Origin of the sequence: Sphingomonas sp. OK281 (assembly GCF_900115295.1) — a bacterium.
GTDB lineage: Bacteria > Pseudomonadota > Alphaproteobacteria > Sphingomonadales > Sphingomonadaceae > Sphingomonas.
Map to the genome: position 1 here is coordinate 864,011 of NZ_FOVZ01000002.1, position 23,950 is coordinate 887,960.

General features: G+C 67.2%; 17 protein-coding genes. 10 read left to right on the forward strand and 7 right to left on the reverse strand.

The window, feature by feature from the left end; translation table 11 throughout:
* The first annotated feature begins 36 nt into the window (after positions 1 to 36).
* Genes BM244_RS10085 through nudC form a run of 3 tightly spaced genes read left to right on the forward strand, consistent with a single transcriptional unit; the run spans position 37 to position 3,286 of the window.
* Entirely contained in the window at positions 37 to 1,053 is a 1,017-nt protein-coding gene (locus BM244_RS10085; protein ID WP_093399090.1) for an A/G-specific adenine glycosylase, read from the forward strand.
* Entirely contained in the window at positions 1,050 to 2,402 is a 1,353-nt protein-coding gene (locus BM244_RS10090; protein ID WP_093398757.1) for a serine hydrolase domain-containing protein, read from the forward strand. Before BM244_RS10085 ends, BM244_RS10090 begins: the two co-directional genes overlap by 4 nt.
* A gap of 5 nt (positions 2,403 to 2,407) precedes the next feature.
* Positions 2,408 to 3,286: an NAD(+) diphosphatase gene (gene nudC / locus BM244_RS10095; RefSeq protein ID WP_093399091.1), complete on the forward strand. Its 879-nt coding sequence runs from the start codon at positions 2,408 to 2,410 to the stop codon at positions 3,284 to 3,286.
* Between the two features lie 156 nt (positions 3,287 to 3,442).
* Here nudC and BM244_RS10100 read toward each other — a convergent pair whose 3' ends face one another.
* Together BM244_RS10100 and BM244_RS10105 are read right to left on the reverse strand one after the other, a co-directional pair.
* Positions 3,443 to 4,441 carry an LLM class flavin-dependent oxidoreductase gene (locus BM244_RS10100; protein WP_093398758.1) on the reverse strand — a complete coding sequence of 333 codons (999 nt, stop codon included), beginning with the start codon at positions 4,439 to 4,441 and terminating at the stop codon, positions 3,443 to 3,445.
* Between the two features lie 156 nt (positions 4,442 to 4,597).
* A complete protein-coding gene (locus BM244_RS10105) occupies positions 4,598 to 6,931 on the reverse strand; it encodes a S8 family peptidase (protein WP_093399092.1) in 2,334 nt (777 codons plus the stop codon).
* A 136-nt stretch (positions 6,932 to 7,067) separates the two neighbouring features.
* On the opposite strand from BM244_RS10105, the gene BM244_RS10110 reads away from it, so the two are divergent.
* The 5 genes from BM244_RS10110 to BM244_RS10130 all read left to right on the forward strand — a co-directional run bounded on the left by BM244_RS10110 (position 7,068) and on the right by BM244_RS10130 (position 12,468).
* Positions 7,068 to 7,745 (forward strand): pyrimidine 5'-nucleotidase, encoded by a 678-nt coding sequence (locus BM244_RS10110; protein WP_093398759.1) that lies wholly within the window; start codon positions 7,068 to 7,070, stop codon positions 7,743 to 7,745.
* Positions 7,742 to 8,560, forward strand: a complete 819-nt coding sequence (gene dapD / locus BM244_RS10115; protein ID WP_093398760.1) for a 2,3,4,5-tetrahydropyridine-2,6-dicarboxylate N-succinyltransferase — start codon at positions 7,742 to 7,744, stop codon at positions 8,558 to 8,560. The genes BM244_RS10110 and dapD overlap by 4 nt, the downstream gene beginning before the upstream one ends.
* 61 nt (positions 8,561 to 8,621) lie before the next feature.
* The gene (gene glpX / locus BM244_RS10120) at positions 8,622 to 9,593 is read left to right on the forward strand and encodes a class II fructose-bisphosphatase (RefSeq protein ID WP_056065803.1); all 972 of its coding nucleotides are present in this window, start codon (positions 8,622 to 8,624) and stop codon (positions 9,591 to 9,593) included.
* Between the two features lie 242 nt (positions 9,594 to 9,835).
* A complete protein-coding gene (locus tag BM244_RS10125) occupies positions 9,836 to 10,567 on the forward strand; it encodes a CPBP family intramembrane glutamic endopeptidase (protein ID WP_093398761.1) in 732 nt (243 codons plus the stop codon).
* 50 nt (positions 10,568 to 10,617) lie between these two features.
* Positions 10,618 to 12,468 (forward strand): CocE/NonD family hydrolase, encoded by a 1,851-nt coding sequence (locus BM244_RS10130; RefSeq protein WP_093399093.1) that lies wholly within the window; start codon positions 10,618 to 10,620, stop codon positions 12,466 to 12,468.
* A gap of 72 nt (positions 12,469 to 12,540) precedes the next feature.
* Here the strand turns inward: BM244_RS10130 and BM244_RS10135 are convergent, their stop codons facing one another.
* The 5 genes from BM244_RS10135 to BM244_RS10155 form a co-directional block, all read right to left on the reverse strand.
* Positions 12,541 to 13,302: an ABC transporter permease gene (locus BM244_RS10135; protein ID WP_056065813.1), complete on the reverse strand. Its 762-nt coding sequence runs from the start codon at positions 13,300 to 13,302 to the stop codon at positions 12,541 to 12,543.
* Entirely contained in the window at positions 13,299 to 14,228 is a 930-nt protein-coding gene (locus tag BM244_RS10140) for an ABC transporter ATP-binding protein (protein ID WP_093398762.1), read from the reverse strand. The genes BM244_RS10135 and BM244_RS10140 overlap by 4 nt, the downstream gene beginning before the upstream one ends.
* 136 nt (positions 14,229 to 14,364) lie before the next feature.
* On the reverse strand, positions 14,365 to 15,075 hold the full coding sequence (locus BM244_RS10145) for a DsbA family protein (RefSeq protein ID WP_093398763.1): 711 nt from the start codon (positions 15,073 to 15,075) through the stop codon (positions 14,365 to 14,367).
* Positions 15,072 to 16,427: a M48 family metalloprotease gene (locus BM244_RS10150; RefSeq protein WP_093398764.1), complete on the reverse strand. Its 1,356-nt coding sequence runs from the start codon at positions 16,425 to 16,427 to the stop codon at positions 15,072 to 15,074. Before BM244_RS10150 ends, BM244_RS10145 begins: the two co-directional genes overlap by 4 nt.
* A gap of 570 nt (positions 16,428 to 16,997) precedes the next feature.
* Positions 16,998 to 19,964 (reverse strand): ribonuclease E/G, encoded by a 2,967-nt coding sequence (locus BM244_RS10155; RefSeq protein WP_254784369.1) that lies wholly within the window; start codon positions 19,962 to 19,964, stop codon positions 16,998 to 17,000.
* Between the two features lie 540 nt (positions 19,965 to 20,504).
* On the opposite strand from BM244_RS10155, the gene BM244_RS10160 reads away from it, so the two are divergent.
* Together BM244_RS10160 and BM244_RS10165 are read left to right on the forward strand one after the other, a co-directional pair.
* The gene (locus BM244_RS10160) at positions 20,505 to 21,746 is read left to right on the forward strand and encodes an N-acetylmuramoyl-L-alanine amidase (protein ID WP_093398766.1); all 1,242 of its coding nucleotides are present in this window, start codon (positions 20,505 to 20,507) and stop codon (positions 21,744 to 21,746) included.
* A 173-nt stretch (positions 21,747 to 21,919) separates the two neighbouring features.
* Positions 21,920 to 23,893, forward strand: a complete 1,974-nt coding sequence (locus BM244_RS10165) for an OPT family oligopeptide transporter (RefSeq protein WP_254784370.1) — start codon at positions 21,920 to 21,922, stop codon at positions 23,891 to 23,893.
* Positions 23,894 to 23,950 lie beyond the last annotated feature (57 nt).

A 23,950-nucleotide genomic window follows, 5' to 3' on the forward strand; every position in this document is an offset into this window, starting at 1 on the left:
CGCGTGAACGCCAAGCGCTCTTCGGTCTCCGGCGCCCTGCTCGACTGGTATGACGCGCATCGTCGCGACCTGCCGTGGCGCGCGAAGCCGGGCGAGGCGGTCGATCCGTACCGGGTGTGGCTGTCCGAGGTGATGTTGCAGCAGACGACGGTGGCCGCGGTGACGCCGCGGTTCCTCACGTGGACCGCGCGGTGGCCGGATTTCGCGAGCTTAGCGGCGGCGGACGATGCCGATGTGATGGCGGCTTGGGCGGGGCTTGGGTATTACGCTCGGGCGCGCAATCTGGTGAAAGCGGCGAAGGCCGTGGTGGCCGAGCATGGCGGCGTATTTCCGCGGACCGAGGTGGAGCTGCGCGCTTTGCCGGGTCTGGGCGCTTATACGGCGGCGGCAGTGGCGGCGATCGCGTTCGGCGAGCGGGCGGTGGTGGTCGACGCGAATGTCGAGAGGGTGGCCGCGCGGCTGTTCGCGATTCAGACGCCTTTGCCGGCTGCGCGGCCTGCTATCCGGGTGGCGGCGGATTCGATCACACCGGATACTCGGGCGGGCGACTTTGCGCAGGCGATGATGGATCTGGGGTCGGGGATCTGCACGACGCGCGCGCCGAAATGCCTGCTGTGTCCGATCCGCGCGTTTTGCGAAGGCTTCAAGCAGGGCGCGCCCGAGCGGTTGCCGGTGAAGGCGAGCAAGACGGCAAAGCCTCAGCGGTACGGGACGATCTTCTGGCTGGAGCGCGACGGGCAGGTGTTGCTGGTGCGGCGGCCGGACAAGGGTTTGCTGGGCGGGATGCGCGCGTTTCCGACCGGGCCTTGGGGTGATGTTCCCCCCGGTTTCGAGGACGCGCCGGCGCAGGCGGACTGGCGGATGCTGGACGAGACCGTGGCGCACGGATTTACGCATTTCGATCTGCAACTGACGCTTGCGGTGGCGACGGTCGAGGCGCATCAACTGCGCGTTCCAACGGCAAGCGAATGGTGGCCGATCGACGAGCTGGATACCGCCGGCCTCCCGACCGTTTTCGCCAAGGCCGGCAAGACCATACGGAGAGCTGCATGAAACTGGTGCACTGGATTTCGACGGGCGGACTTGCCGCGTTGGCCGCCGCCACGGCCTATGCCCAGCAGGCGCAACCGCGTCCGCAGGTGAGCCCGCAGGCTCGGCCGACGCCGCGGATGACGATCCCGGTCAACGCACTGCTGCCTGCCACGTCCGCGCTGTTCGACAGCTATGTTGCGCAGAACAAGATGCCGGGGATCGTCGGCGCGTTTGGGGCTGGTGATGGGCCGACGTTGTTCCCGTCGGCGGGCAAGATCAGCGACGACCCAAGTGCTCCGGCCGCCGGCCCCGATTCGCTGTGGCGCGTCTATTCGATGAGCAAGCCGATCACCGGCATGTCGGCGATGATGCTGGTCGAGGACGGCAAGCTCAACCTCGACGATCCGGTCAGCAAATATATCCCGGCGTTCAAGGACATGAAGGTCGCGACCAGCCCCGACACGTCGCTCACCACGCGCCCGGCGACGCGGCCGATCACGATCCGCAACCTGCTGACGCATACCGCCGGGCTCGGCTACACGATCGTCACCAAGGGGCCGCTGCTCAAGGAATATGAGCGGCTCGGCATCCTGCCGCTGTCGGTCAGCGCGGCGATGGAAGAGAAGATGCGACCCGTCCGGCCCCAGTCACTCAAGGAGTTCGCCAACCGCGTCGCGACGCTGCCGTTGATCGCCGAGCCGGGTACCAAGTGGAGCTATTCGATCGGGCTCGACGTGATGGGCCGTGTGATCGAGGTCGCGAGCGGTATGAGCTTCGAGCGGTTCGTCCAGACGCGGTTGTTCGATCCGCTCAAGATGAAGTCGAGCTTCTGGCAGGTGCCGCAGAGCGAGGTCGGGCGGCTGGCGACCAACTATGCGTTCGTCGGCGACACGCGGACGCCGCTCGATCCGGCTGCGACGTCGGTGTTCCTGCAGAAGCCGAGCTTCCCGTATGGCGGTGCGGGCCTGGTGATGTCGGCGCGCGATTACGATCGGTTTCTGCACATGATCCAGGACGGCGGCATGCTCGACGGCGTGCGCGTGATGAAGCCCGAGACGATCGCGCTGGCGACGTCGAACTTGTTGCCGGCGGGTGTGACCTATGGCAGCGTAAGCGGTGGCACCGGCGGGACGAATGGCAGCAACATGGGCTTCGGCGCGGGCGGATCGGTGGTGCTGGCCACCACGCCGAACGGTCCGGGCAAGGGCACCTATGCCTGGGGCGGCGCGGCGGGGACGATCGCCTGGGTCGATCCGGTCAAGCGGTCGCGCGGCAACGTGATGGTCAACTACTTCCCTGCGGACCGAATTCCGCTGCGGGAGCAGGTGGTCGCGGCATTGATGCAGGATGCGGCGAGGTTGCGCCGATGAGCGTGATGGAGGCACCTGGGTTTACCGGTGGGACGCTCGACCGGTCGGATGCGTTGCGCCACGATCCGGAAGGGCTGGCGGCGGCGCAGCGCGATTGGCGGGCGCGGTTGCTGGTGCTCGATGGGCTGCTGCCGGGCACGACCGACCACGGGCATCTTGCCTGGACGTCGATGGCGGATATGCCCGACGATGCCGAGCCGATCCTGCTTGGACTCGACGAAAGCGGGCGGCCGCATTTCGCGGCGCTGCTGAACGGGATGCGCGTCGACAATGCACCCGCGATGCGCTCGCCCGCGCTGATGGCGGTGCTGGCTGCGCTCGCGCCGGGTGAGGCGGCGACGTACGCTGGCGCGCGGAGTGTGATCGACTGGCATGTCCGGCACGGCTTCTGCGCGAAGTGCGGATCGCCGACCGAAATGTTCCGGGCGGGGTGGGCGCGGAAGTGCCCGAACTGCGGGACCGAGCATTTCCCGCGGGTCGATCCGGTGGTCATCATGATCGCCGAGCATGACGGGCGCGCGCTGCTCGGGCGGGGCAGGGGGTGGCCGCCGGGGCGGTATTCCGCGCTTGCCGGTTTCGTCGAGCCGGCCGAATCGATCGAGGAAGCGGTTGCGCGCGAAATCCTCGAAGAGTCGGGCGTTCGGGTCGGCAAGGTGCGGTATGTCGCGAGCCAGCCCTGGCCGTTTCCGTCTTCGCTGATGATGGCTTGCGTTGCCGAGGCGGAGGACGATGCGATCACGCTCGATGTGAACGAGCTCGAGGACGCGATGTGGGTGCCGCGCGAGATGGTGCGCGCGGTGTTGCGCGGGGAGGAGGGGCCGTTCGTGGCGCCGCCGCCTTATGCGATCGCGTACACGCTGCTGAAGGAGTGGGCGGGGGAGTAGGTGAACTGTCTCCCGGTGGGCACCACCCCGGCGGAGGCCGGGGCCCAGTTGGAGAGGTCGCAGTAACTAAGCGCCTCCATTCGTCACCACCGTCCCCCAACTGGGCCCCGGCCTCCGCCGGGGCGGTGCCTGTGTTGAAGGCGGTTCGCGGCCGACTTACGCGGCGATCTTCAATTCCTGCATCACGTCGGCGGTGATCGACAGGCTCCGCTTCCGAGCCTCGTGGTCGTAGATCGCGCTCGTGACCATGACCTCGTCGACGCCGGTCCGCTCGACGAACGCCGCAATGCCGCGCGCGACCTTGGCCGGGCTGCCGACCGCCGAGCATTGCAGCACATGGTCGAGGATCTGGTTGCCCTGCGCGCCGAGCGACTCGCGATAGCCGGCGAGAGGTGGCTTCATCTGGCCTGGGTTGCCGGTGCGCAACGCCACGAACGACTGCTGCTGCGAGGTGGCGAGTAGTTCGGCTTCCGCGTCGGTCTCGGCTGCGAACACGTTGAAGCCGGCCATGACGTGCGGCTTGGCAAGCCGCGCCGAGGGGCGGAAGTCACGGCGGTAGATCGCCAGCGCGGCATCGAGCGCGTCGGGCGCGAAGTGCGAGGCGAACGCGTAGGGCAGACCGAGCGCGGCTGCCAACTGCGCGCCGAAGGTGCTGGAGCCGAGGATCCACATTTCGACGTCCGCGCCTGCGCCCGGAGTCGCGACGATACCGGTCTGGCCGTCGTTGGCGAAGTAGCTCTGAAGCTCCATCACGTCCTGCGGGAACGCGTTGGCGTCGGTCTCCAGCGTGCGGCGCATGGCGCGCGCGACGCGCTGGTCGGAGCCGGGTGCACGGCCGAGGCCGAGATCGATGCGGCCGGGGAACAGCGCGTCGAGCGTGCCGAACTGCTCGGCGATCGTCAGCGGCGCGTGGTTGGGAAGCATGATGCCGCCCGAGCCGACGCGGATGGTCTTCGTGGCGGCGGCGATGTGCGCGATCACGACTGCGGTGGCGGCCGACGCGATGCCGGTCATGCCGTGGTGTTCGGCGACCCAGTAACGCTGGAACCCGACGCTCTCGGCGTGCCGCGCGAGGTCGGCCGCGTTGGCGAGCGATTGGGAGACGGTGCCGCCTTCGATGACGGGGACCAGATCGAGCAGGGAATAGCGTGTCATGCGGCAGAGATAGGTACCGAACGGTAGCTTATCCAGCCCCGCCGGTCTGTTACGTCCGTCATCCTGACGAAAGTCAGGATCCAGAGCCTAATACGGCAACGCCCGTTACTCTGGATCCTGACGTTCGTCAGGATGACGGATTGGGGGGCGGGGGGATCAGAACCCCAGGCTGTAGCGCATCGCCATGCCGTAGTCGTTCGGGAGCGCCGCGAAGTTGCCGGGGTCGCGGCGGAAGAACAGGTTGGTGTCGAGGCCGCCGCCGAACGCGGGCACGCCGTAGCGCATCTCGACATCGAGTTCGCGGCCTTGCGGGGCGAGGTTTAGGCGTTGGGTGGTCCAGTCGGTGACGTTACCGGACGTGTAATCGAAATAGGTCGGGAGCCCGAGGTCGATGCCGCCGCGCGCTACCCGCAACGGTTGCGCGATGCGGAGCCCGAGCGTGTCGTGGCCGAACACGCCGTCCTTGCCGATGTCGGCGGCGAAGGCGTTGGTGCGGACCAGACCGTCGCCGCTGAGACCACCGCGCACCGCCGCGCGGGTCCAGCCCTGGCGCATCGATCCTCCGATGCTCCAGCCGGCGCCGGCATCGAACCGCGCCTTGGTATCCACGAACCACGTTGCTGCGCGGGTCGCGCCGAGCGCCGCGTCGAAGCGCGCGCCGAGGACGGTGTCGCGCTCGTCCATGCGGGTGGCGGCTACCATCGTCGAGAGCGCGCCGAAGCGGCGGTCGACGGTCAGCGAGGCGCGGTTGTAGACGGAGCGCTGCCAGCGGTCGCGCAGGCGGAGGTCGCTGTCGCGTTGCGTCAGGACGTCGCCATTCTCGATGCCCGCGGTGAAGCCGAACCCACCGACGCTCTGCCGCATCGCGCTGGAGGCCCGGATGCTGCTGTCGAAGCCAAGGCCGCCGGTGTTGGCGATCAGGAAGGCGGGTTCGGCTTGGCCCGACAACTGCGCACTGAGCGCGCTCGATCCTTGTGCGAAGCCGAAGCCGAACGACAGCGTGCTGCCGAGCTTCTGCGTCACCATCCCGGCGATCGCGCGTGCGCTGGTCGCGTCGGCGCTCGACAACGACGTGCGATCGAGCGCGACGTCGCCGTTCGCGCGCGGCGCGAGCGTCATCGAGACGGTCATGCCGCCTTGCGCCAACGCGACGGTCCGGAACCGTGACTGGAGCGCGCCGCCGAGCGAACGTTCCGGGCTCCGGCGGGCGATCGTCTTGGCGAGGTCGATCGCGAACGCGCGGCTGTAGCCGTCGAGGATCACCGCGCCGAGTTCGCCCTGGGTTGCGTCGCCCATCGGCGCGGACAGGCTGCCGTTGCTGATCGTAGAGACGACCGCTTTCGATCCTGCGATCGAGGTCGTGCCGAGCGGCTGGAACGCGCGCGTCAGGTCGAGCACGCCGTTGCCGTACACCGCGTCGACTCCGGGGGCGCCGACATCGCGTGCGCTGCGAAAGAGGATGTCGACGATCTGCGCGCCGGTCAGGTTGGGGAAGGCCTGCGCCAGCAACGCCACCGCGCCGGAAATCTGCGGCGCGGCGAACGACGTGCCCGACCAGAGATAGGCCGTGTCGGTCGCGTCGGGCGCACGGACGCTTTCGCCGACCGCGGTTAGGAAGTGCGCGGCGCCAGTCCCCGCGCGGTCGCTGAAGGTGGAGATCCCGTCGCTGGCGCCGACCGAGCCGGCGATGATCACCTGGTTGCGGCCCTGCGCTTCGCCGGCGACGTTGGTGAACGGATCGGGATTGACCGAACCGTCATTGCCCGCCGCGATCACGACGACCAGCCCGGCAGCAGTCGCGCGGCCGATCGCGTCCTTGAGGCTTTGCGGCATCTCGGAGCCGCCAAGCGAGATGTTGACGACCTTCGCACCGGCCGTGCGGGCCGCATCGAGCCCGCGGGTGATCGCGTCGGTGCCGAACTTGCAGCCCGAATCCTCGTCGTCCTTGCTCGCGGTGGCGCAAGTACCGGGGCGGTCGGCGCGGAGGACGATCAGCGTCGCGTCGAACGCCACGCCGTGCGAGCCCGCGCCATTTCTCCGGCCCGCCAGCGTGAAGGCGACCGCGGTGCCGTGGCCGCCTTCGTCGTCGATCGAGCTATTGCCGGCGACGTCCTGCGAGGCGGACGATACGCGGCTGCCGAACTCCTGGCTTTGCAGGTCGATACCGCTGTCAATCACGCCGACGCCGATCCCCCTGCCGGTCGCGCCGACGTTGTACGCGGCCAGCGCGTTCATCGAGACCGCGCCGACGGTCGCACGATATTCGCTGGTGTCGTTGCTGGAAGGTGTCGGGGTCGGGGTCGGGGTCGGCGCGGGAGTCGGAGCAGGGGAGGGCGCTGGCGTCGGGAGCGGAGTCGGCGTCGGGGTGGAAACCGTGGGAGGGGCCGGCGTGCTGTTGACGCCGCCACCACCGCTGCCTCCACAGGCGGCGAGCAGCAGGCCACTTGCCACCGCCGCCGTTCTCAGCAGCCCCGCCTTCGTGCCGCGCATCCAGTCCGCCCTTTTGTAATTTTCCGTAACATACTGGAATGCAAAGCCTTGCGCGATCGTAAACATCGGCCATCAAGGTCGGCAGTGTCGCACCCCGCTTGTCGCCGCGCGCGGCGGTCCGTAGAGGTTCCGGCCGATGCTTGCCCGCCTTGACCCCCGCCTCGACCATGTCCGCAACTGGATCTTCGATCTCGACAACACGCTGTATCCGGCGAGCGCGGACCTGTTCGCGCAGGTCGACGCGCGGATGACCGGGTTCATCCAGGATCTGCTCGGGCTGGAGCATGACGAGGCGCGGCGCGTGCAGAAGGGGTATTTCCACAATCACGGCACGACGCTGTCGGGGCTGATGGCCGAGCATCACGTCGATCCGCACGCGTTCCTGGCGCATGTCCACGACATCGAGATGGACGTGTTGGAGCACGACGCGCCGCTGGTCGCCGCGATCGCGAAGCTGCCGGGGTGGAAACTCGTCTTCACTAATGGCGACAAGCCCTATGCGCTCAAGATCCTCGACCGGCTCGGGCTCGGCGAGAGCTTCGAGGCGATCCACGACATCCACGCGATGAACCTGATGCCGAAGCCGCATGCGTCGGCCTATGCAGGGTTCTGCGCGGCGTTCGACATCGATCCGCGGGAGTCGCTGTTCGCCGACGACATGGCGCGCAACCTGACGCCGGCCAAGGCGATCGGGATGACCACCGTGTGGATCGACAATGGCTCCGAGCAGTCGCCCGACGCGGCGCGCGATCATATCGATTTCACCGTGCCGGTGCTTGCGCCGTGGCTCGAAACCATCCTGGAGACATCATGACCTTGCAGACCATCATCGACGCCGCCTGGGACGACCGCGCGAACCTTGGGCTCGATACCAAGGGCGAGGTTCGCGACGCCGTCGAGTCCGCGCTGGCGATGCTGGATGCCGGCACCGCGCGTGTTGCCGAGCCGACTGCTGACGGCTGGCAGGTCAACCAGTGGTTGAAGAAGGCGGTGCTGCTGTCGTTCCGGCTCAACGACAACGTCGTGATCGATGGCGGTTCGGCGGGGTCCCCGGGGTTCGACAAGGTGCCGTCGAAGTTCTCGAGCTGGGGTGAAGCCGAGTTCCGTTCGGCGGGTATCCGCGTCGTTCCTGGCGCGGTCGCGCGCCGCGGCAGCTTCATCGCCAAGGGCGCGATCCTGATGCCGAGCTTCGTCAACATCGGCGCGTATGTCGGCGAGGGGACGATGGTCGACGCCTGGGCGACGGTCGGGTCGTGCGCGCAGATCGGCAAGAACGTGCATCTGTCGGGCGGCGCCGGCATCGGTGGCGTGCTCGAGCCGTTGCAGGCCGATCCCGTCATCATCGGCGATGGCGCTTTCATCGGCGCGCGGGCGGAAGTCGCCGAGGGCGTGCGAGTCGGTGAGGGCGCGGTGCTGTCGATGGGCGTGTATCTGGGCGCCTCGACGAAGATCATCGACCGCGCGACTGGCGAAGTGTTTAAGGGCGAAGTGCCGCCCTATTCCGTCGTCGTGCCGGGCTCGATCGGTGGCGGGGACGGCAAGCCGGCCTTGTACTGCGCGGTGATCGTCAAGCGTGTCGATGCGCAAACGCGTTCCAAAACCTCGATCAACGACCTGCTGAGGGACTGATCGGGTCGACAACCCGGCGGGCGCTGCCTATCCGGGTCGAAACATACCGAGGAGATAGACTTTGACCGCTGCTGCCAGCCAGGTTCTCGACCGCGTACTCGTCCTCGAAATGGTCCGCGTGACCGAGGCGGCGGCGATCGCCGCCTCCACGCTCGTCGGGCGCGGCGACGAGAAGGCAGCGGATGCGGCGGCGGTCGAGGCGATGCGCGAGGCGCTCAACTCGCTGTACATGGACGGCACCGTCGTGATCGGCGAGGGCGAGCGCGACGAGGCCCCGATGCTGTTCATCGGCGAGAAGGTCGGCTCGGCGATCGGCAAGGGCCCGAAGATCGACATCGCGCTCGATCCGCTCGAAGGCACGACGATCTGTGCGACCGCGGGGCCGAACAGCCTCGCCGTGCTGGCGATCGCCGAAGAGGGCGGGCTGCTCAACGCGCCTGACGTCTACATGGACAAGATCGCGGTGGGGCCGGGCTATCCCGAGGGTATCATCGATCTCGACAAGACGCCGACCGAGAACATTAACGCCGTCGCCGCCGCCAAAGGCGTGCCCGCGCGCGACCTGATCGTGTGCGTGCTCGATCGTCCGCGTCACGAGGCGCTGATCGCCGAACTGCGCCAGGTTGGCTGCGGGATCATGCTGATCGGTGACGGCGACGTCGCCGGCGTGATCGCGACGTCCGATCCCGAGACCACGGTCGACGTGTACATGGGTTCGGGCGGCGCTCCCGAGGGCGTGCTGGCGTGCGCGGCGCTGCGCTGCGTCGGTGGGCAGTTCAAGGGGCGCCTGCTGTTCCGCAACGACGACGAGCGTGGGCGTGCGGCGAAGTGGGGGATCACGGACCTCGACAAGCAGTATGACCTGTCCGAGCTGGCGAAGGGCGACTGCATCTTTGCGGCGACCGGGGTGACGGATGGGTCGTTACTGGCGGGCGTGAAGCGGAAGAAGGGCAAGATGACCACCGAAAGCGTGGTGATGCGCGCGTCTTCAGGGACGGTGCGCTGGGTCAAGGGTGAGCATCGTACGGATTGATCCCCCAATACCACCCCGGCGAAGGCCGGGGCCCAATTGGAACGTCCGGAGTAACTAAGCGCAAAGCTCCGTTAGCGACGTTTCCCAATTGGGCCCCGGCCTCTTCCGGGGTGGAGTACTGAATTAGGGTGGTGAACCAGCACCATGTGTCCCCGCGAAGGCGGGGACACAGACTGGGCTCCCGCCTTCGCGGGAGAACTACAAGGCCGAGCGGTGGAACGCATGAGGGGCGAAGTGTCGGCATGATCCTTCCCAACGCCCTCCTCCTCGTCACGATCATGAGCCTCGTCTGGTTCCTGAAAGGCGACCTGCTGGGCTACCGCCGGATCAAGCGCCGCCCCGACACGGCATCGCGCCAGAAGACCTACCGCCTGTGGATCGCCAAGGCCGCGATCGCCTTCGTCCTCCCGGCGATGATCGGGCTAGTCCTGCTCGGCCGCCTCGACGCGCTCGTCACGGTGCCGCCCGAGTTCGGCGCCCTCCGCGCGCTTCTCCCCAGCGTCGATGGCAACAGCCGCGTGGAACTGCTCGGCATGATCGGCGGCAGTGCGCTGGGGGGCCTGATCATCGGCGCAGTGCTCGCGACGCGGCGTAACTGGCGGATACTCAAGACGATCGGCAATGTCGGCTCGCTGCTCCCGCGCAACCGACCGGAGATCGCGCATGCCGCTGCCATGTCGATCGCCGCCGGCGTGTCCGAGGAACTTGCCTTCCGCCTGTTCCTGCCGCTGCTGGTTGCGCTCGTCACCGGCAGCGCGTTCGTCGCGTTCGGGATCGCGGTGGCGGCGTTCGGCGCGATGCACCTGTATCAGGGGCGGGCGGGCGTGATCGCGACCACGCTCGTCGGCGCGTTGATGGCGGCGATCTATCTGATGACCGGCGAGCTGTGGCTGGCGATGGTCCTGCACGCGCTGATCGATCTTAACTCGCTGGTATTGCGTCCGATACTGAGCGGAGCATGGCGCGCGACTTGACTTTGCACGTGTGGATTCGTCCAATCGCGCAAACCTCCAAGGGGAACACAATGTCGCGCCACGCCCTCCTGTTCGCGCTTGCGGTTGCCGTGGCGGTTCCCGCCGCGACGCTCGCGCAGACCGCACCGCAGACTATGACCCAGTCGCCTTTCACGTTTGAGGAGGTGATGGTGCCGATGCGCGACAATGCGAAGTTGCAGACGGTCATCATGCGGCCACGCGGGATGACCGGACCGCTGCCGATCTTGTTCCAGCGGACCCCTTACGGCGTGCCCGATGCGCCGTTTCCCAACGCCGATCGCTTCGCAGCGTTGATGAAGGACAGCTATATCTTCGTGTTCCAGTCGATGCGGGGGCGGTTCAAGTCGGACGGTGTCTTCACGCTGTCGACCGCGGCGCATACCGAACATCCCTCCACCGTCGACGAACTTACCGATGCGTACGACACGATCGACTGGCTGGTGAAGAATGTCCCCGCCAACAACGGCAAGGTCGGCATGTGGGGCGTGTCTTACCCCGGATTCGCCGCCGCGATCGCGCTGGTCGAGCCGCACCCCGCGCTGAAGGCGGTATCCCCGCAGGCGGCGTGGATCGATTACTGGCAGTCGGACGACCTGCACCGCAACGGCGCGCTGCGGTTGAGCTATGCGACCGACTGGGTGTCGTCGCTGCAGCTCGACAAGACGAAGAATTCCGACTTCGCGTATCCGAGCGATACGTACGATTATTTCCTCAAGGCCGGCTCGGCTGAGGCGATCGATCGGACCGTGTTCAAGGGGCGCGTGCCGATGTTCACGTCGCTGCTCGATCACCCCAATCATGATGCGTTCTATACTGCGCAACGCTGGACCGATGCGCTCGGCAAGACGACCGTGCCGGCGCTGAACGTCGCCGGGTTCTGGGATCAGGAGGATCCGTGGGGATCGTGGCAGATCTACGCCAAGCAGAAACGCAATGATCCGAACCATCTGGCGCAGATGGTTGCGGGGCCGTGGCGGCATGGCGGGTGGCAGGGGGTGGCGGATCATCTCGGGCCGATCCCGCTGGGGACGGCGAGCGGGACGCAGTTCCAGGAACAGATCCAGGCGCCGTTCTTCGCGTACTGGCTGCACGACAAGGGCCCGCGGCCGGACTTTGCGGCGAAGATGTTCCAGTCGGGCTCGAACGTGTGGAAGACCTATGCCGCCTGGCCTCCGACCGGGGCGAAGGCGACCGACCTATATCTGCATGCGGACGGCAGCCTGTCGTTCACCGCGCCCGCGGCGGGCGAGGGGTGCCGCGACTACGTGTCCGATCCGGCGAACCCGGTGCCGTTCCGCCGGCGACCGATGTCGGCGACCTATGCCAGTCCTGACTGGGCATGGTGGGAGGCGGACGACCAGCGTTTCGTCGATCACCGGCCCGATGTGCTGGGTTATGTGTCGGAGCCTCTGACTGCCGACCTGACCGTGACGGGAGCGCTGTCGGCGACGTTGCAGGCGTCGACCAGCGGGACGGACAGCGATTTCGTGGTGAAGCTGATCGATGTGCTGCCCGACGATACCGAGTCGATGAAGGGCCGTAGCCTTCAGCCGGGCGACTATGCCCGGACACTCAATGGGTATCAGTTGCCGATTGCGATGGAGGTGCGGCGCGGGCGGTTCCTGGCGAGCGATACTGCCCCGCAGCCTCTCGTGCCGGGGAAGGTGGTCGCGTGGGACGTGCCGCTGCGCGACCATGACCATGTGTTCAAGGCGGGGCACCGGATTATGGTCCAAATCCAGTCAAGCTGGTTCCCGATGATCGACCGCAACCCGCAGTCGTTCGTGCCGAACATCGGGCGGGCGAAGGCGGCGGATTATGTGAAGGCGACGCAGAAGGTTTGTGCGGGCTCGCGGATCACGTTGCCGGTCATGCGCTGAAAAGCTTGTTCTCCCGCGAAGGCGGAAGCCCAGACTGGGTCCCCGCCTTCGCGGGGAAACATGGTTCCGGCGTCAGTTCTTCATCCGCCAGCCGGTCTTGAAGATCCAGGCGATCGCGATCAGGCACACCGCAAGGAAGCCCGCCGTCACCGCGAGGCTGACCCCGACCGCGACATCGCCGACCCCGAAGAAGCTCCAGCGGAAGCCGCTCACCAAGTAGACGACCGGGTTGAACAGGCTGAACGTCCGCCAGGGCTGGGGCAGCATGTCGATCGAGTAGAACGCGCCGCCGAGGAACGTCAGCGGCGTGATCAGCAGCGCGGGGACGAAGTTCAGCTGCTCGAAGCCGTTGGCCCAGACGCCGATGATGAACCCGAACAGACTGAAAGCCACCGCGGTTAGGATCAGGAACGCGATCATCGCGAACGGGTGTTCGATCCGCAGCGGCACGAAGAACGAGGCGGTGGCGAGGATGATCAGCCCGAGGATCACCGACTTGGTGGTCGCCGCGCCGACATAGCCGATCACCATCTCCATCGCCGAGACGGGCGCCGACAACAGCTCGTAGATCGTGCCGGTGAACTTCGGGAAGTAGATGCCGATCGACGCGTTCGAGATGCTCTGCGTGAGCAGCGACAGCATGATCAGACCGGGGACGATGAAGCTGCCGTAACCGACGCCGCCGACCTGCTGCATCCGGCTGCCGATCGCGCCGCCGAAGACGATGAAATAGAGTGAGGTCGTGAGGACGGGGGTGACTAGGCTCTGCCAAAGGGTGCGCAGAGCGCGCGCCATTTCGAAGCGGTAGATCGCCCAGATGCCGTGGGTATTCATGCGCGTTCTCCGACGAGATCGACGAAGATGTCTTCGAGGCTCGATTTGCTGGTTTCGAGATCCTTGAAGCCGATGCCGAGTTCGCTGAGTTTGCGAAGAAGCGACGGGATTCCGGTGTGGTCGGCCTGTGCGTCGAACACGTAGCGCAAGCGCTTGCCGTCGTCTTCCAGCGACAGGTCCCACTCTGCGAGGTCGGCGGGAATCGCCGTCATCGGGTCCTGGAGCGCGATGTCGAGTTCGCGCTTGCCGAGCTTCTTCATCAGCGACGCCTTGTCGTCGACGAGGAGCAGCTTGCCCTTGTCGATGACGCCGACGCGGTCCGCCATTTCCTCGGCCTCCTCGATGTAATGCGTCGTCAGGATGATCGTCGTGCCGCCCTCGCGCAGGCGGTGGACCAGCTTCCACATGTCGCGACGCAGCGCTACGTCGACGCCCGCGGTGGGCTCGTCGAGAAACAGGATTTCGGGTTCGTGCGCGAGGGCCTTGGCGATCAGCACGCGGCGCTTCATGCCGCCCGAGAGTTCGCGGATCTTCGCGTCGCGCTTGTCCCAGAGCGAAAGGTCGCGGAGCACCTGTTCGATGTACGCGCTGTGGCCCGAGCGACCGAAGAGGCGGCGGCTGAAGGTGACGGTGGCGAGAACCGTCTCGAACATGTCGACGTTGAGTTCCTGCGGCACGAGGCCGATCCGGCTGCGCGCCTGCTTATAATCGCGGATCGCGTCGTAGCCTGCGACCTTGATCGTGCCGGCGGACGGCGTGACGATGCCGCAGATGATGCTGATGAGCGTCGTCTTGCCCGCGCCGTTAGGGCCGAGGAGCGCGAAGATCTCGCCTTTCTGGATGTCGAGGTCGACGGGGTGGAGGGCTGTGGTGCCGCTCTTGTAGGTCTTGGTGACGCCCGCGATGGACAGGATCGGTTCGGTCATTGGCACCCCTTTTTGTGAGGGGAAGATGGGGGTGGTGGGACGTGAATGATAGGCCTTCCCGCGCCTTCTTGTTCTCCCGCGAAGGCGGGAGCCCAGACTGGGTCCCCGCCTTCGCGGGGAAACAAGGAGGGGAGCGTCAACCGGCGCGAGCGGCTGCTACGGCTTTCTGGAGGTCTTCGAGCGGCAAAGCGCCGGACAGGACTCGGTCGCCGACCACCCAGCTCGGCGTGCCGGTCATGCCGAGCTTGGCGGCGGTTTCCATGTTCTTGGCGATTTCCGCGTCGGCGGTCTTGGTGAAGCTTGCCTGCGTCGTGTCGACTCCGGCCTTCCCCGCTGCCGCGGCGATCGAGGCGTCGCTGACGGGGCCGCCGGCGTAGAGCGCGTCGTGGAAGGTGGCGAACTTGCCCTGTTGTGCGGCGGCGAGGCTGGCGCGCGCGGCGATGCGGCTTTCGGCGCTGAGGATCGGGAGTTCGCGGAAGACGACGCGGACTTTCGGGTCGGCGGCGATCAGCTTGGCGATCATCGGCAGGCTCGCGCGGCAATACCCGCAATTGTAATCGAAATACTCGACGAGCGTGACGTCGCCCTTGGGATTGCCGGCCCAGGCGCTGCCGAACGGCGTGACGATCGCGTCGCGGTTCGCGGTGACGGTCTTGCCGGACTCGCGGTCGCGCAGTTTCTCCATCGCCTCGGGCAGGATCTCGGGATGCGCCAGGACATAGTCGTGGACGATCGATTCGACCTGCGCGCGCTCTACGCCGCCGCCTTGGCGGTCAAAGCCCCAGACCGCGAGGCCTCCGATGACGGCGCCAGCGACTGCGATTGCCGGGAATGTGAGTTTGCTCATTTGCGGCGCTTATACTGCTTGGGATTATCGTCCATCTCGTTCTGCGCGGCCATCGCGATATCCTGCGCGCGGATCCAGTCGGTGGTGTTGGCCGGGATGTTCGCCAGCGCATATTGCGCGCTCGCCGAGGCGGTCCGCATGTCGCCGCCCATGCTTGCGCGCTCGGCGGTGGCGAGCGCGGCGCGCGCGGTGTCGCCGGTCAGTTCGTAGACGGTGCCGAGCTGCATCCAGGCGAACGGGTTTTGGTCGTCGCGGCCGACCGCGGTGCGCAGGACCCTGGTCGCTTCGGGGTAGTTCGCCTTGTTCTCGGTCGCGATCAGCGCGTGGCCGAAGGTGGTGGCGATCAGCGGGTTGTTGCGCGAACCCTCCGTGGCTTCGCGCAGGGGGACGAGCGACTCGGTCGGCTTGCCGGCTTCGAGCAAAATCTGCCCCTTGATCTCGAGGAAATACGGATCGGTGGGCTCGGCCTTTACCAGCGCGTTGGCTTCGGCGTCGGCTTTGTCGGGGTAGCCGGCTTTGTGATACGCGTAGGCGCGGGCGTAGTGCGCGTAGATCGACTGGTTGCTGGGCGGGTAGGCTTGCAGCGTCTGGTCGGCGGGCATGACGTAGCCGGCAAGCTTGGCCTTCACGCGGCGGAAGCGTTCCTCCAGCGCGGCGTCGGGTTTGTTGGCCCAGGCGGGCGAGGCTTGCAGGTCGGCGGTGAGCGTCGCGACGCGCTCGCCGGAGAGCGGATGCGACTGCATGAACGGATCGATGTTGGCGGTGCCGAAGCGGTATTCCTGCTGCTGCAATTTCTTGAAGAAGCTGAGCATGCCGCGGCCGGAGACGTTCGCCTCGCGCAGGAACTTCGCGCCGGTGGCGTCTGCGGTCGATTCCTGGACTCGGCTGAACGAGAGGTAGGTGCCCATCGCCGCCTGCTGGCCTGCCGCCATGATACCGGCGCCGGCCTCGCCGCTGCCCGCGGCCATTGCGGCTAGGCCGAGGACCATCGAGAGCAGGTACATGCCCATTGCCGGCTTGGTGCCGCGATCGGCGAGGACGACGTGGCCGTCGGCGATGTGGCCGAGCTCGTGCGCGATGACGCCCTGGACTTCGTTGGCGTTGTCGGCGGCCTGGATGAGTCCTGAGTGGACGTAGACGGTCTGCCCGCCGGCGACGAACGCGTTGATCGACTCGTCGTTGATGAGGACGACCTTCACGTCGCGCGTCGAGAGCCCGGCCGCCTTGATCAGCGGGTTCGAAATCTCCGCGAACATGGTTTCGGTCTCGGCGTCGCGGAGGATCGACTGGGCCTGGAGGGGCGTCGTCCAGAGGAGGAGGGCGGTGGCTGCGGCGGCTACTAGGCGCTTCATTTTACGGGGTATCGTCGATTGGGGGCGGGGGGGCAATGGTCGTGCGGTCGGGCGTGCGGTGGAGTGAAGTATAGGAAGTGCAGACGCTGGGAGCGGTTTTGCGGGGGTGCGGGGAGTGTGGGTGGCATTGGGGGAGGGGAGCAGGGTTTGGGTGTGTAGGACAGGGGTTTGAGGGGCGCGCGCGCTGCTTGCTGGTGTTTGCCTGCCCTTGCGGGAGTCGGGCCTCCATGATGTGGCACCTCCCCGGCGGAGGCCGGGGTCCAGTTGGGACACGTCGCTAACTGAGGGCGGCGCTTCGTTATTACCACCTTTCCAACTGGGCCCCGGCCTTCGCCGGGGTGGTGGTTTAGGGGGGGGCTGGGTGGTGCCTCACTGGCAGAACCCAAACCTCGTATCGCCCCTGTGTCGTGTTCACCCGCGAAGGCGGGTGCCCAGTCTGGGTCCCCGCCTTCGCGGGGAAACATACTTTTGTCGGATGGAGCGTTTCACCGGTAGCTTCGGCGCTTCCCCACGAACGAAAACGGGCGCGGCCTTTCGGTCGCGCCCGTTCTTTGGTCTCAGCGTCCTGCGTTAGCCGAAAGTGCGCTGCCACCAGCCGCGGCGGGGGGCGCCGTCGGGGTCGTCGTTGGCGCCGTCGTTGGTGTCCGAGGTCGCGACGTCCTGGGGCTGGACTTCGGCCTTGGGCGGGGTGGTTGCGATCGGCTCGGCGAGGGGCTCGCCGGTCGGGGCGGCATCGCCGGCATCGACCACGGCTGCTTTCCGCGGACGACCGCGGGGCTTGGCGACCTTGGCGGGCGCTTCCTCGACGATCTCTTCAACCGCCGGGGCTTCGACCACCGCGTCCGACGCCTTGCGACGCGCACGCTTGGGCTTGGGCGCCGACGCTTCGATCGTCTCGGCGGGCGTTGCGCTCACCTCGTCCATCGTCGCCTCTGCGACCGCTTCGCGACGGCGACGGCCGGGCTTCGGTGCAGCCGGCTCGGCCGCGACGGGCTCCGGAGCGATCGGCGCCGGAACCACTGGCTCCGGTGCAACCGTCTCGGCGTCCGCTTCGACCGCGCGGGGCTTGCGACCACGGCGAGCCTTGGGGGCTGCATCGGCGACCGCCTCGGCGATGTTCGCCGCTGCGGCTGCTGCACGGGCACGCGGACGACGGCGCATCTTCGGACCCTCAACGACTTCCGCCACCGGAGTTTCCTCGACGACCGGTTCGAACGCCGGCTCGTAAGGCGGCTCGGCATAGGTCGACTCGACCGGCTCATAGGCTTCCGGCTCGGGGGCCTCGGCGATCAGCTGGGCGTCGTCGACGCTGCTGACGACGACCGACTGGCCGTTCTCGGCGCCCTGCTCGTTGCGGCGACCGCCACGACGTCCCCGACGACCGCGCCGACGACGACCTTCGCCCTCTGCGCCGTTAGCCTGCTCGGCAGGTGCGCCAGCCGAGACCATTTCGCCACCGCCGACTTCGACGATCTCGCCCTCGACCTCGTCGATCTCCTCGACGTTGGTGTCGGCGTCCTCGAACGTGCCGTCCTCGTTGACGCCCTCAGCTGCACCTTCCTCACCGGGACGCGCGCGACCGCGACGACCGCGGCGACGACGACGCTTCTTGCCGCCTTCACCGTCCGCATCGCGAGCCTCACGGGGCGCGCGCTGCTCGCCGTTACCTTCGCGACCCCCCTCACGACGACGCGGCTGCTCGGCCTCGGCCTCCTCGACCTCTTCTTCCTCGATCTCGTCCTCGATCTCCTCGGGGAGGTCGTCCTCGTCTTCCTCGATGATCTGGACGAACTTCGGCGCGTGCGCGGGCGGCGGGCCGCTGGCCTCGACCGTCATGTGTGCGCCTTCCTCGTCCTGGCCGGGGATGATCTCGACGATCACGCCGTAGCGATCCTCGATCTCGGCGATGTCGGCGCGCTTGCGGTTGAGGATGTAGACCGCCGCTTCCTGGCTCGCGCGCAGGGTGAGCAGCGAACCGCGACCGCGGGCGGCCTCGTCCTCGATGAGGCGAAGCGCGGAGATGCCCGACGACGATGCGGTGCGAACGAGGCCGGTGCCCTCGCAATGCGGGCAGGCGCGGGTCGACGCTTCGAGCACGCCGGTGCGCAGGCGCTGGCGGCTCATTTCCATCAGGCCGAACGACGAGATGCGGCCGATCTGGATGCGCGCGCGATCGTTCTTGAGCGCCTCCTTCATCGCCTTCTCGACCTTACGGACGTTGGAATTGTTATCCATGTCGATGAAGTCGATGACGACGAGCCCGGCCATGTCGCGCAGGCGGAGTTGGCGGCCGATTTCCTGGGCTGCCTCGAGGTTGGTCGCGGTCGCGGTCTGCTCGATGCTATGCTCGCGCGTCGACCTCCCCGAGTTGATGTCGATCGAGACGAGCGCCTCGGTCGGGTTGATGACCAGGTAGCCGCCCGACTTCAGCTGGACGACGGGGTGGTACATCGCGGCAAGCTGATCCTCGACGCCGGCGCGCTGGAACAGCGGCACGGGGTCGGCGTAATGCTTGATGCGCCGTGCGTGCGTCGGCATCAGCAGGCGCATGAACTCGCGCGCCTGACGATAGCCGTCCTCGCCCTCGACGATGACCTCTTCGATTTCCTTGTTGTAGATGTCGCGGATCGCGCGCTTGATCAGGTCGCTGTCGCCGTAGACGAGCGCGGGGGCCGACGCTTTGAGCGTGGCTTCGCGGATGCCGTCCCAGAGACGCGCAAGGTAATCGAAGTCGCGCTTGATCTCGACCTTCGAGCGCTGGAGGCCCGCGGTGCGGACGATGCAGCCCATCGACGGCGGCAGCTGCATGTCGGCCATGATCGTCTTGAGACGCTTGCGATCGCCTGCGTTCGAGATCTTCCGCGAGATGCCGCCGCCGTGCGACGTGTTCGGCATCAGCACGCAGTAGCGACCGGCGAGCGACAGGTAGGTGGTCAGCGCTGCGCCCTTGTTGCCGCGCTCCTCCTTGACGACCTGGACGAGCAGCACCTGGCGGCGATGGATCACGTCCTGGATCTTGTAGCGGCGGCGCAGGTTCATGCGACGCTCGCGCAGGTCCTCGACCGCGGCATCGTCGGCACTCGGCTTGCGCTTGCGGCGGGGTGCTTCGCCCGCTTCGCCACCTTCGAGTTCCTCGGCGACGTCGGGATCTACCCCGCCATCGTCCTCGAAGCGCTCGATGTCGTCCTCGTCGTCACCCTCGTCTTCGTCCGAGTCGTAGTCGGCGCGAAGGGCGGCTTCCTCGGCGGCGTGCTCGGCTTCCTCACGGAGCAGCGCGTCGCGATCTTCCTTGGGGATCTGGTAGTAATCGGGGTGGATCTCGCTGAACGCGAGGAAGCCGTGGCGATTGCCGCCGTAATCGATGAACGCCGCCTGGAGCGACGGCTCGACCCGCGTGACCTTGGCGAGGTAGATATTGCCCTTGAGCTGCTTGCGTTCGGCACTCTCGAAATCGAATTCCTCGATCCGGTTACCCTTGACGACTGCGATCCGGGTCTCTTCCCGGTGGCGTGCGTCGATCAGCATGCGCGTTGTCATTATAGATTCTCCGCGCGCGCGCCGGGCCTGTCGGCAGCCGTCGCGCGCTTGATGGTGGTGCGGTCGGGCACGGACGCCCGGACTCGCGGATGGTGTGCGAAACTGCCTCTGCGCGAAGTGCATGCCGCGGGAACTCTCCCTGCGGCGCCCGCACGACCGCGAGTCCGTCGGCGAAGGCCGGTCGGAGTGCGGGGCGGGGGGAATGCGTCATTCGAGCGTCAACCTGAATTGCCGCGCCGGCGAGAATCCGCTGGCGGGCGTCGAGACCGGCGCGTCGCTGGTAAAATCCAGGCGACACACGGCTGTACGACAGGACTAGCACTGCATACCCGATCTCGCAACTAGCCCCGGAAAGGCTGGTTTCGCGGGCGTTTCGGCTCGAAATAGGGGCAGCGAGGCGCAGACTTGCCGGGGCGGCAGAGCCTTGCCGGCAAATACGTGGCAAACGGCAAATTAACCGCACTGCGCAACCGCGTCTTGTGATGCGAGGCGCTATCGCTCGCTCGCAGAGATCGGATGTATCGATCAAAGGGGTGTAGCATGGGTTTTCGCTGGACCGGCGGCAGGGCCGCACGGCAAGGACGCGGGGTGTTGACGGTCATTGCCCTCATCGCCGGCTGGCTGGCGAGCGTCCCCGCCTGGGCGGCGACCGTGCAGAGCGTCGCGATCCGGGACGGGCGGATCGTCATCCGCTTCGACGAGGCGGTCGGCGATGCCGCCAGCCGCGTGCTGACCGGGCCGCGACAGATCGCGGTCGACGTGTCGGGCGCTACGCCGGGGCGGGAGGTCGTCGGACGCGGGCTGGTGACCGGCGTCACGCAGATGCGCAGTGGTCGATCGGGGATGCGGATGGTGTTCGATCTGGCCGAGCCGGCGATCGTCACAGATGGCGGCTTCGACTCCGACGGGCGCGAGCTGACGCTGGCATTGCGCACGGTCGATTACGATCAGTTTGCGGAAGCCGGGATCGCCGGGCCGCTGAACTTCTTCCCGTTCAATTTTGGGGCTGCGTCGCGGCCGAAGTACAAGGTGTCGGTGCCGGTGCCGCCCAAGGCGCGGGGCATGAAACTGCCGCGCGTGCAGGGCGACGACACGCGACCGCTGGTGGTGATCGATGCGGGGCATGGCGGTGTCGATCCCGGCGCGATCGGGCCGAACGGGCTGCGCGAGAAGGACGTGACGCTGAAGGTCGCCAAGGCGATCCGCGACGAGTTGCTCGCATCGGGGCGCGTCCGCGTGGCGCTGACGCGGAACGACGACCGCTATTTGATTCTGCGCGAGCGGTACGGGGTCGCGCGGCGGCTCAAGGGTGATCTGTTCATCTCGATCCACTGCGACAGCACTGGCTCGGAGAATGCTACCGGTGCGACGGCGTACACGTTGTCCGAGGTGGCGTCGGACAAGGAGGCCGCACGGCTGGCGGCGCGCGAGAACAAGGCCGATGTGATCTCGGGCGTCAATCTCGGCGAGGCGCCCGCGGACGTGTCGTCGATCCTGATCGACCTGACGCAACGCGAGACTATGAACGCGTCGGCGACCTTCGCGCGACTGCTCGGGCGGGAGGCCAGGCCGTTGATGCCGTTGAAGGCGAACTTCCACCGGATGGCGTCGCTGATGGTGCTGAAGGCGCCGGACATGCCGTCGATCCTGTTCGAGACGGGGTATATCTCGAACCCGCAGGACGCGGCGTTCCTGGACAGCAGCGAGGGGCGGCACCGGATCGCGGAGAGCGTCACGCGGGCGGTCGAAGTGCATTTCGCTCGGCGGATGGCGACGCGGTAGGTCTGGGTTGCGGGTTGGGCGAGGTCAGCCCGCCCTTCCTTGTTCTCCCGCGAAGGCGGGAGCCCAGTCTGGACTCCCGCCTTCGCGGGAGAACATGCTTCTGGCGGGAGTTGCGGTTTCCTCCCGCCCCACATCGTGTCACAAGTCGCCCGAATTGCTTTGAGGCTGACCAGATGACCGACGCGACGCGGGGCGTAACCGACACGGGCCCCGAGACCAGCATGCGCGAGCTTACGTTTCGCGGGATCGTGCTCGGCGGGATCATCACGCTGCTGTTCACCGCGGCTAACGTGTATCTCGGGCTCAAGATCGGGCTGACGTTCGCGACGTCGATCCCGGCTGCGGTGATCTCGATGGCGGTGCTGCGGTTGTTCAAGGATTCGACGATCCTCGAGAACAACATCGTCCAGACGATCGCGTCCGCGGCGGGCACGCTGGCGGCGATCATCTTCGTGCTGCCGGGGCTGGTGATGATCGGCTGGTGGCAGGGCTTTCCGTTCTTCACCACCGCGGCGATCACGATGTTCGGCGGCGTGCTCGGCGTGCTGTTCTCGGTACCGCTGCGTCGTGCGCTCGTCGTCGACACCGTGTTGCCGTATCCGGAAGGCCGCGCGGCCGCCGAGGTGCTGAAGGTCGGCGCGGGTAGTCGCGAAGGCGGCGAGGAAAGCGCGCGCGGGCTTGGCATCATCGTCGCCAACGCGGTCGTCTCGGCCGGGTTCGCGATCCTGACGCAGACCAAGCTCGTCGCCGCCGAAGCCGCGACGTGGTTCCGCGTGGGCGCTGGCGCGACCGGGATTTCGGGCGGGCTGTCGTTCGCGTTGCTCGGCGCGGGGCATCTGGTCGGCATCTCGGTCGGTATGGCGATGTTTGCGGGGGTGGTGATCGGCTGGTGGATCCTGCTGCCGATCCTGACCTCGGGCGGGAGCGTCACCGGGACCGCGGAGGTGATCGCCAACACCGTGTTCCGCTCGGACGTGCGCTTCTTTGGCGCGGGCGTGATCGGTGTCGCGGCGATCTGGACGTTGTTGAAGATCGCCGGGCCGGTGGTCGGCGGCGTCCGTTCGGCGCTGGCAGCGTCGGCCGCGAAGCGTGGCGGCGAAGTGCTGGCCCTCGAAGAGCGCGACATTCCGATCGGGATCGTCGGGATCGGCTCGCTGGCGATGCTAGTGCCGATCGGCATCCTGTTGTGGACCGTGCTGCAGGGCGGTCCGCTGGAGGCGTCGGCGATCGGGCTGATCGCGGGGAGCCTCGTGTTCATCCTCGTCATCGGTCTCGTGATCGCGGCGGTGTGCGGGTACATGGCGGGGCTGATCGGCGCGTCGAACTCGCCGGTATCGGGGATCGGCATCCTCGCGATCCTCGCGGCGTCGATCCTGCTGGTGTCGTGGTTCGGTCGCGCTATCGAGCCGGGGACGACGCAGGCCTTGGTCGCCTACGGACTGATCGTCACGGGCATCGTGTTCGGGATCGCGACGATCTCGAATGACAATTTGCAGGATCTGAAGACGGGCCAGCTGGTCGGCGCGACGCCGTGGAAGCAGCAGGTCGCGCTGCTGATCGGCGTGGTGTTCGGCTCGATCGTGGTGCCGCCGGTGTTGAACTTGCTGGGGAGCACGCTCGGGTTTGCCGGTGCGCCGGGGGCGGGGCCGAATGCGCTGGCGGCGCCTCAGGCGGCGTTGATCTCGGCGCTCGCGAAGGGTGTGCTGGGGGGGAACCTCAATTGGGCGATGATTGGGTATGGGGCGCTTACCGGTGTGGTCGTGATCGCGGTCGACGAGTTGCTTGGCAAGGCGGGGAAGCTGCGGTTGCCGCCGCTCGGGGTCGGGCTCGGTGTGTATTTGCCGATGTCGGTGACGTTGCCGGTCACGATCGGGGCTGTAGTGGGGTTTGCGTATGATCGCTGGGCGGACCGGGCTCGGGATCCTGAGCTGGCCAAGCGGATGGGTGTGTTGACCGCGACAGGGATGATCGTCGGGGAGTCGCTGTGGGGCGTCGGCTTTGCGGGGATCGTGTATCTGACCAACAAGGAGACGCCGTTGGCGTTGGTTGGGGATGGGTTTGCTGGCGTGGCGCTGGTTGGCGGGACGCTGTTGTTCGCGGTGCTGACTTGGGTGATGTACCGGCGGACGATGGCTGCTTCGCGCTAGTCTCGTGCCCTCACCCTTCCCACCCGGCAAGCGCCGGGCGGGCCCCTTCCCTCTCCC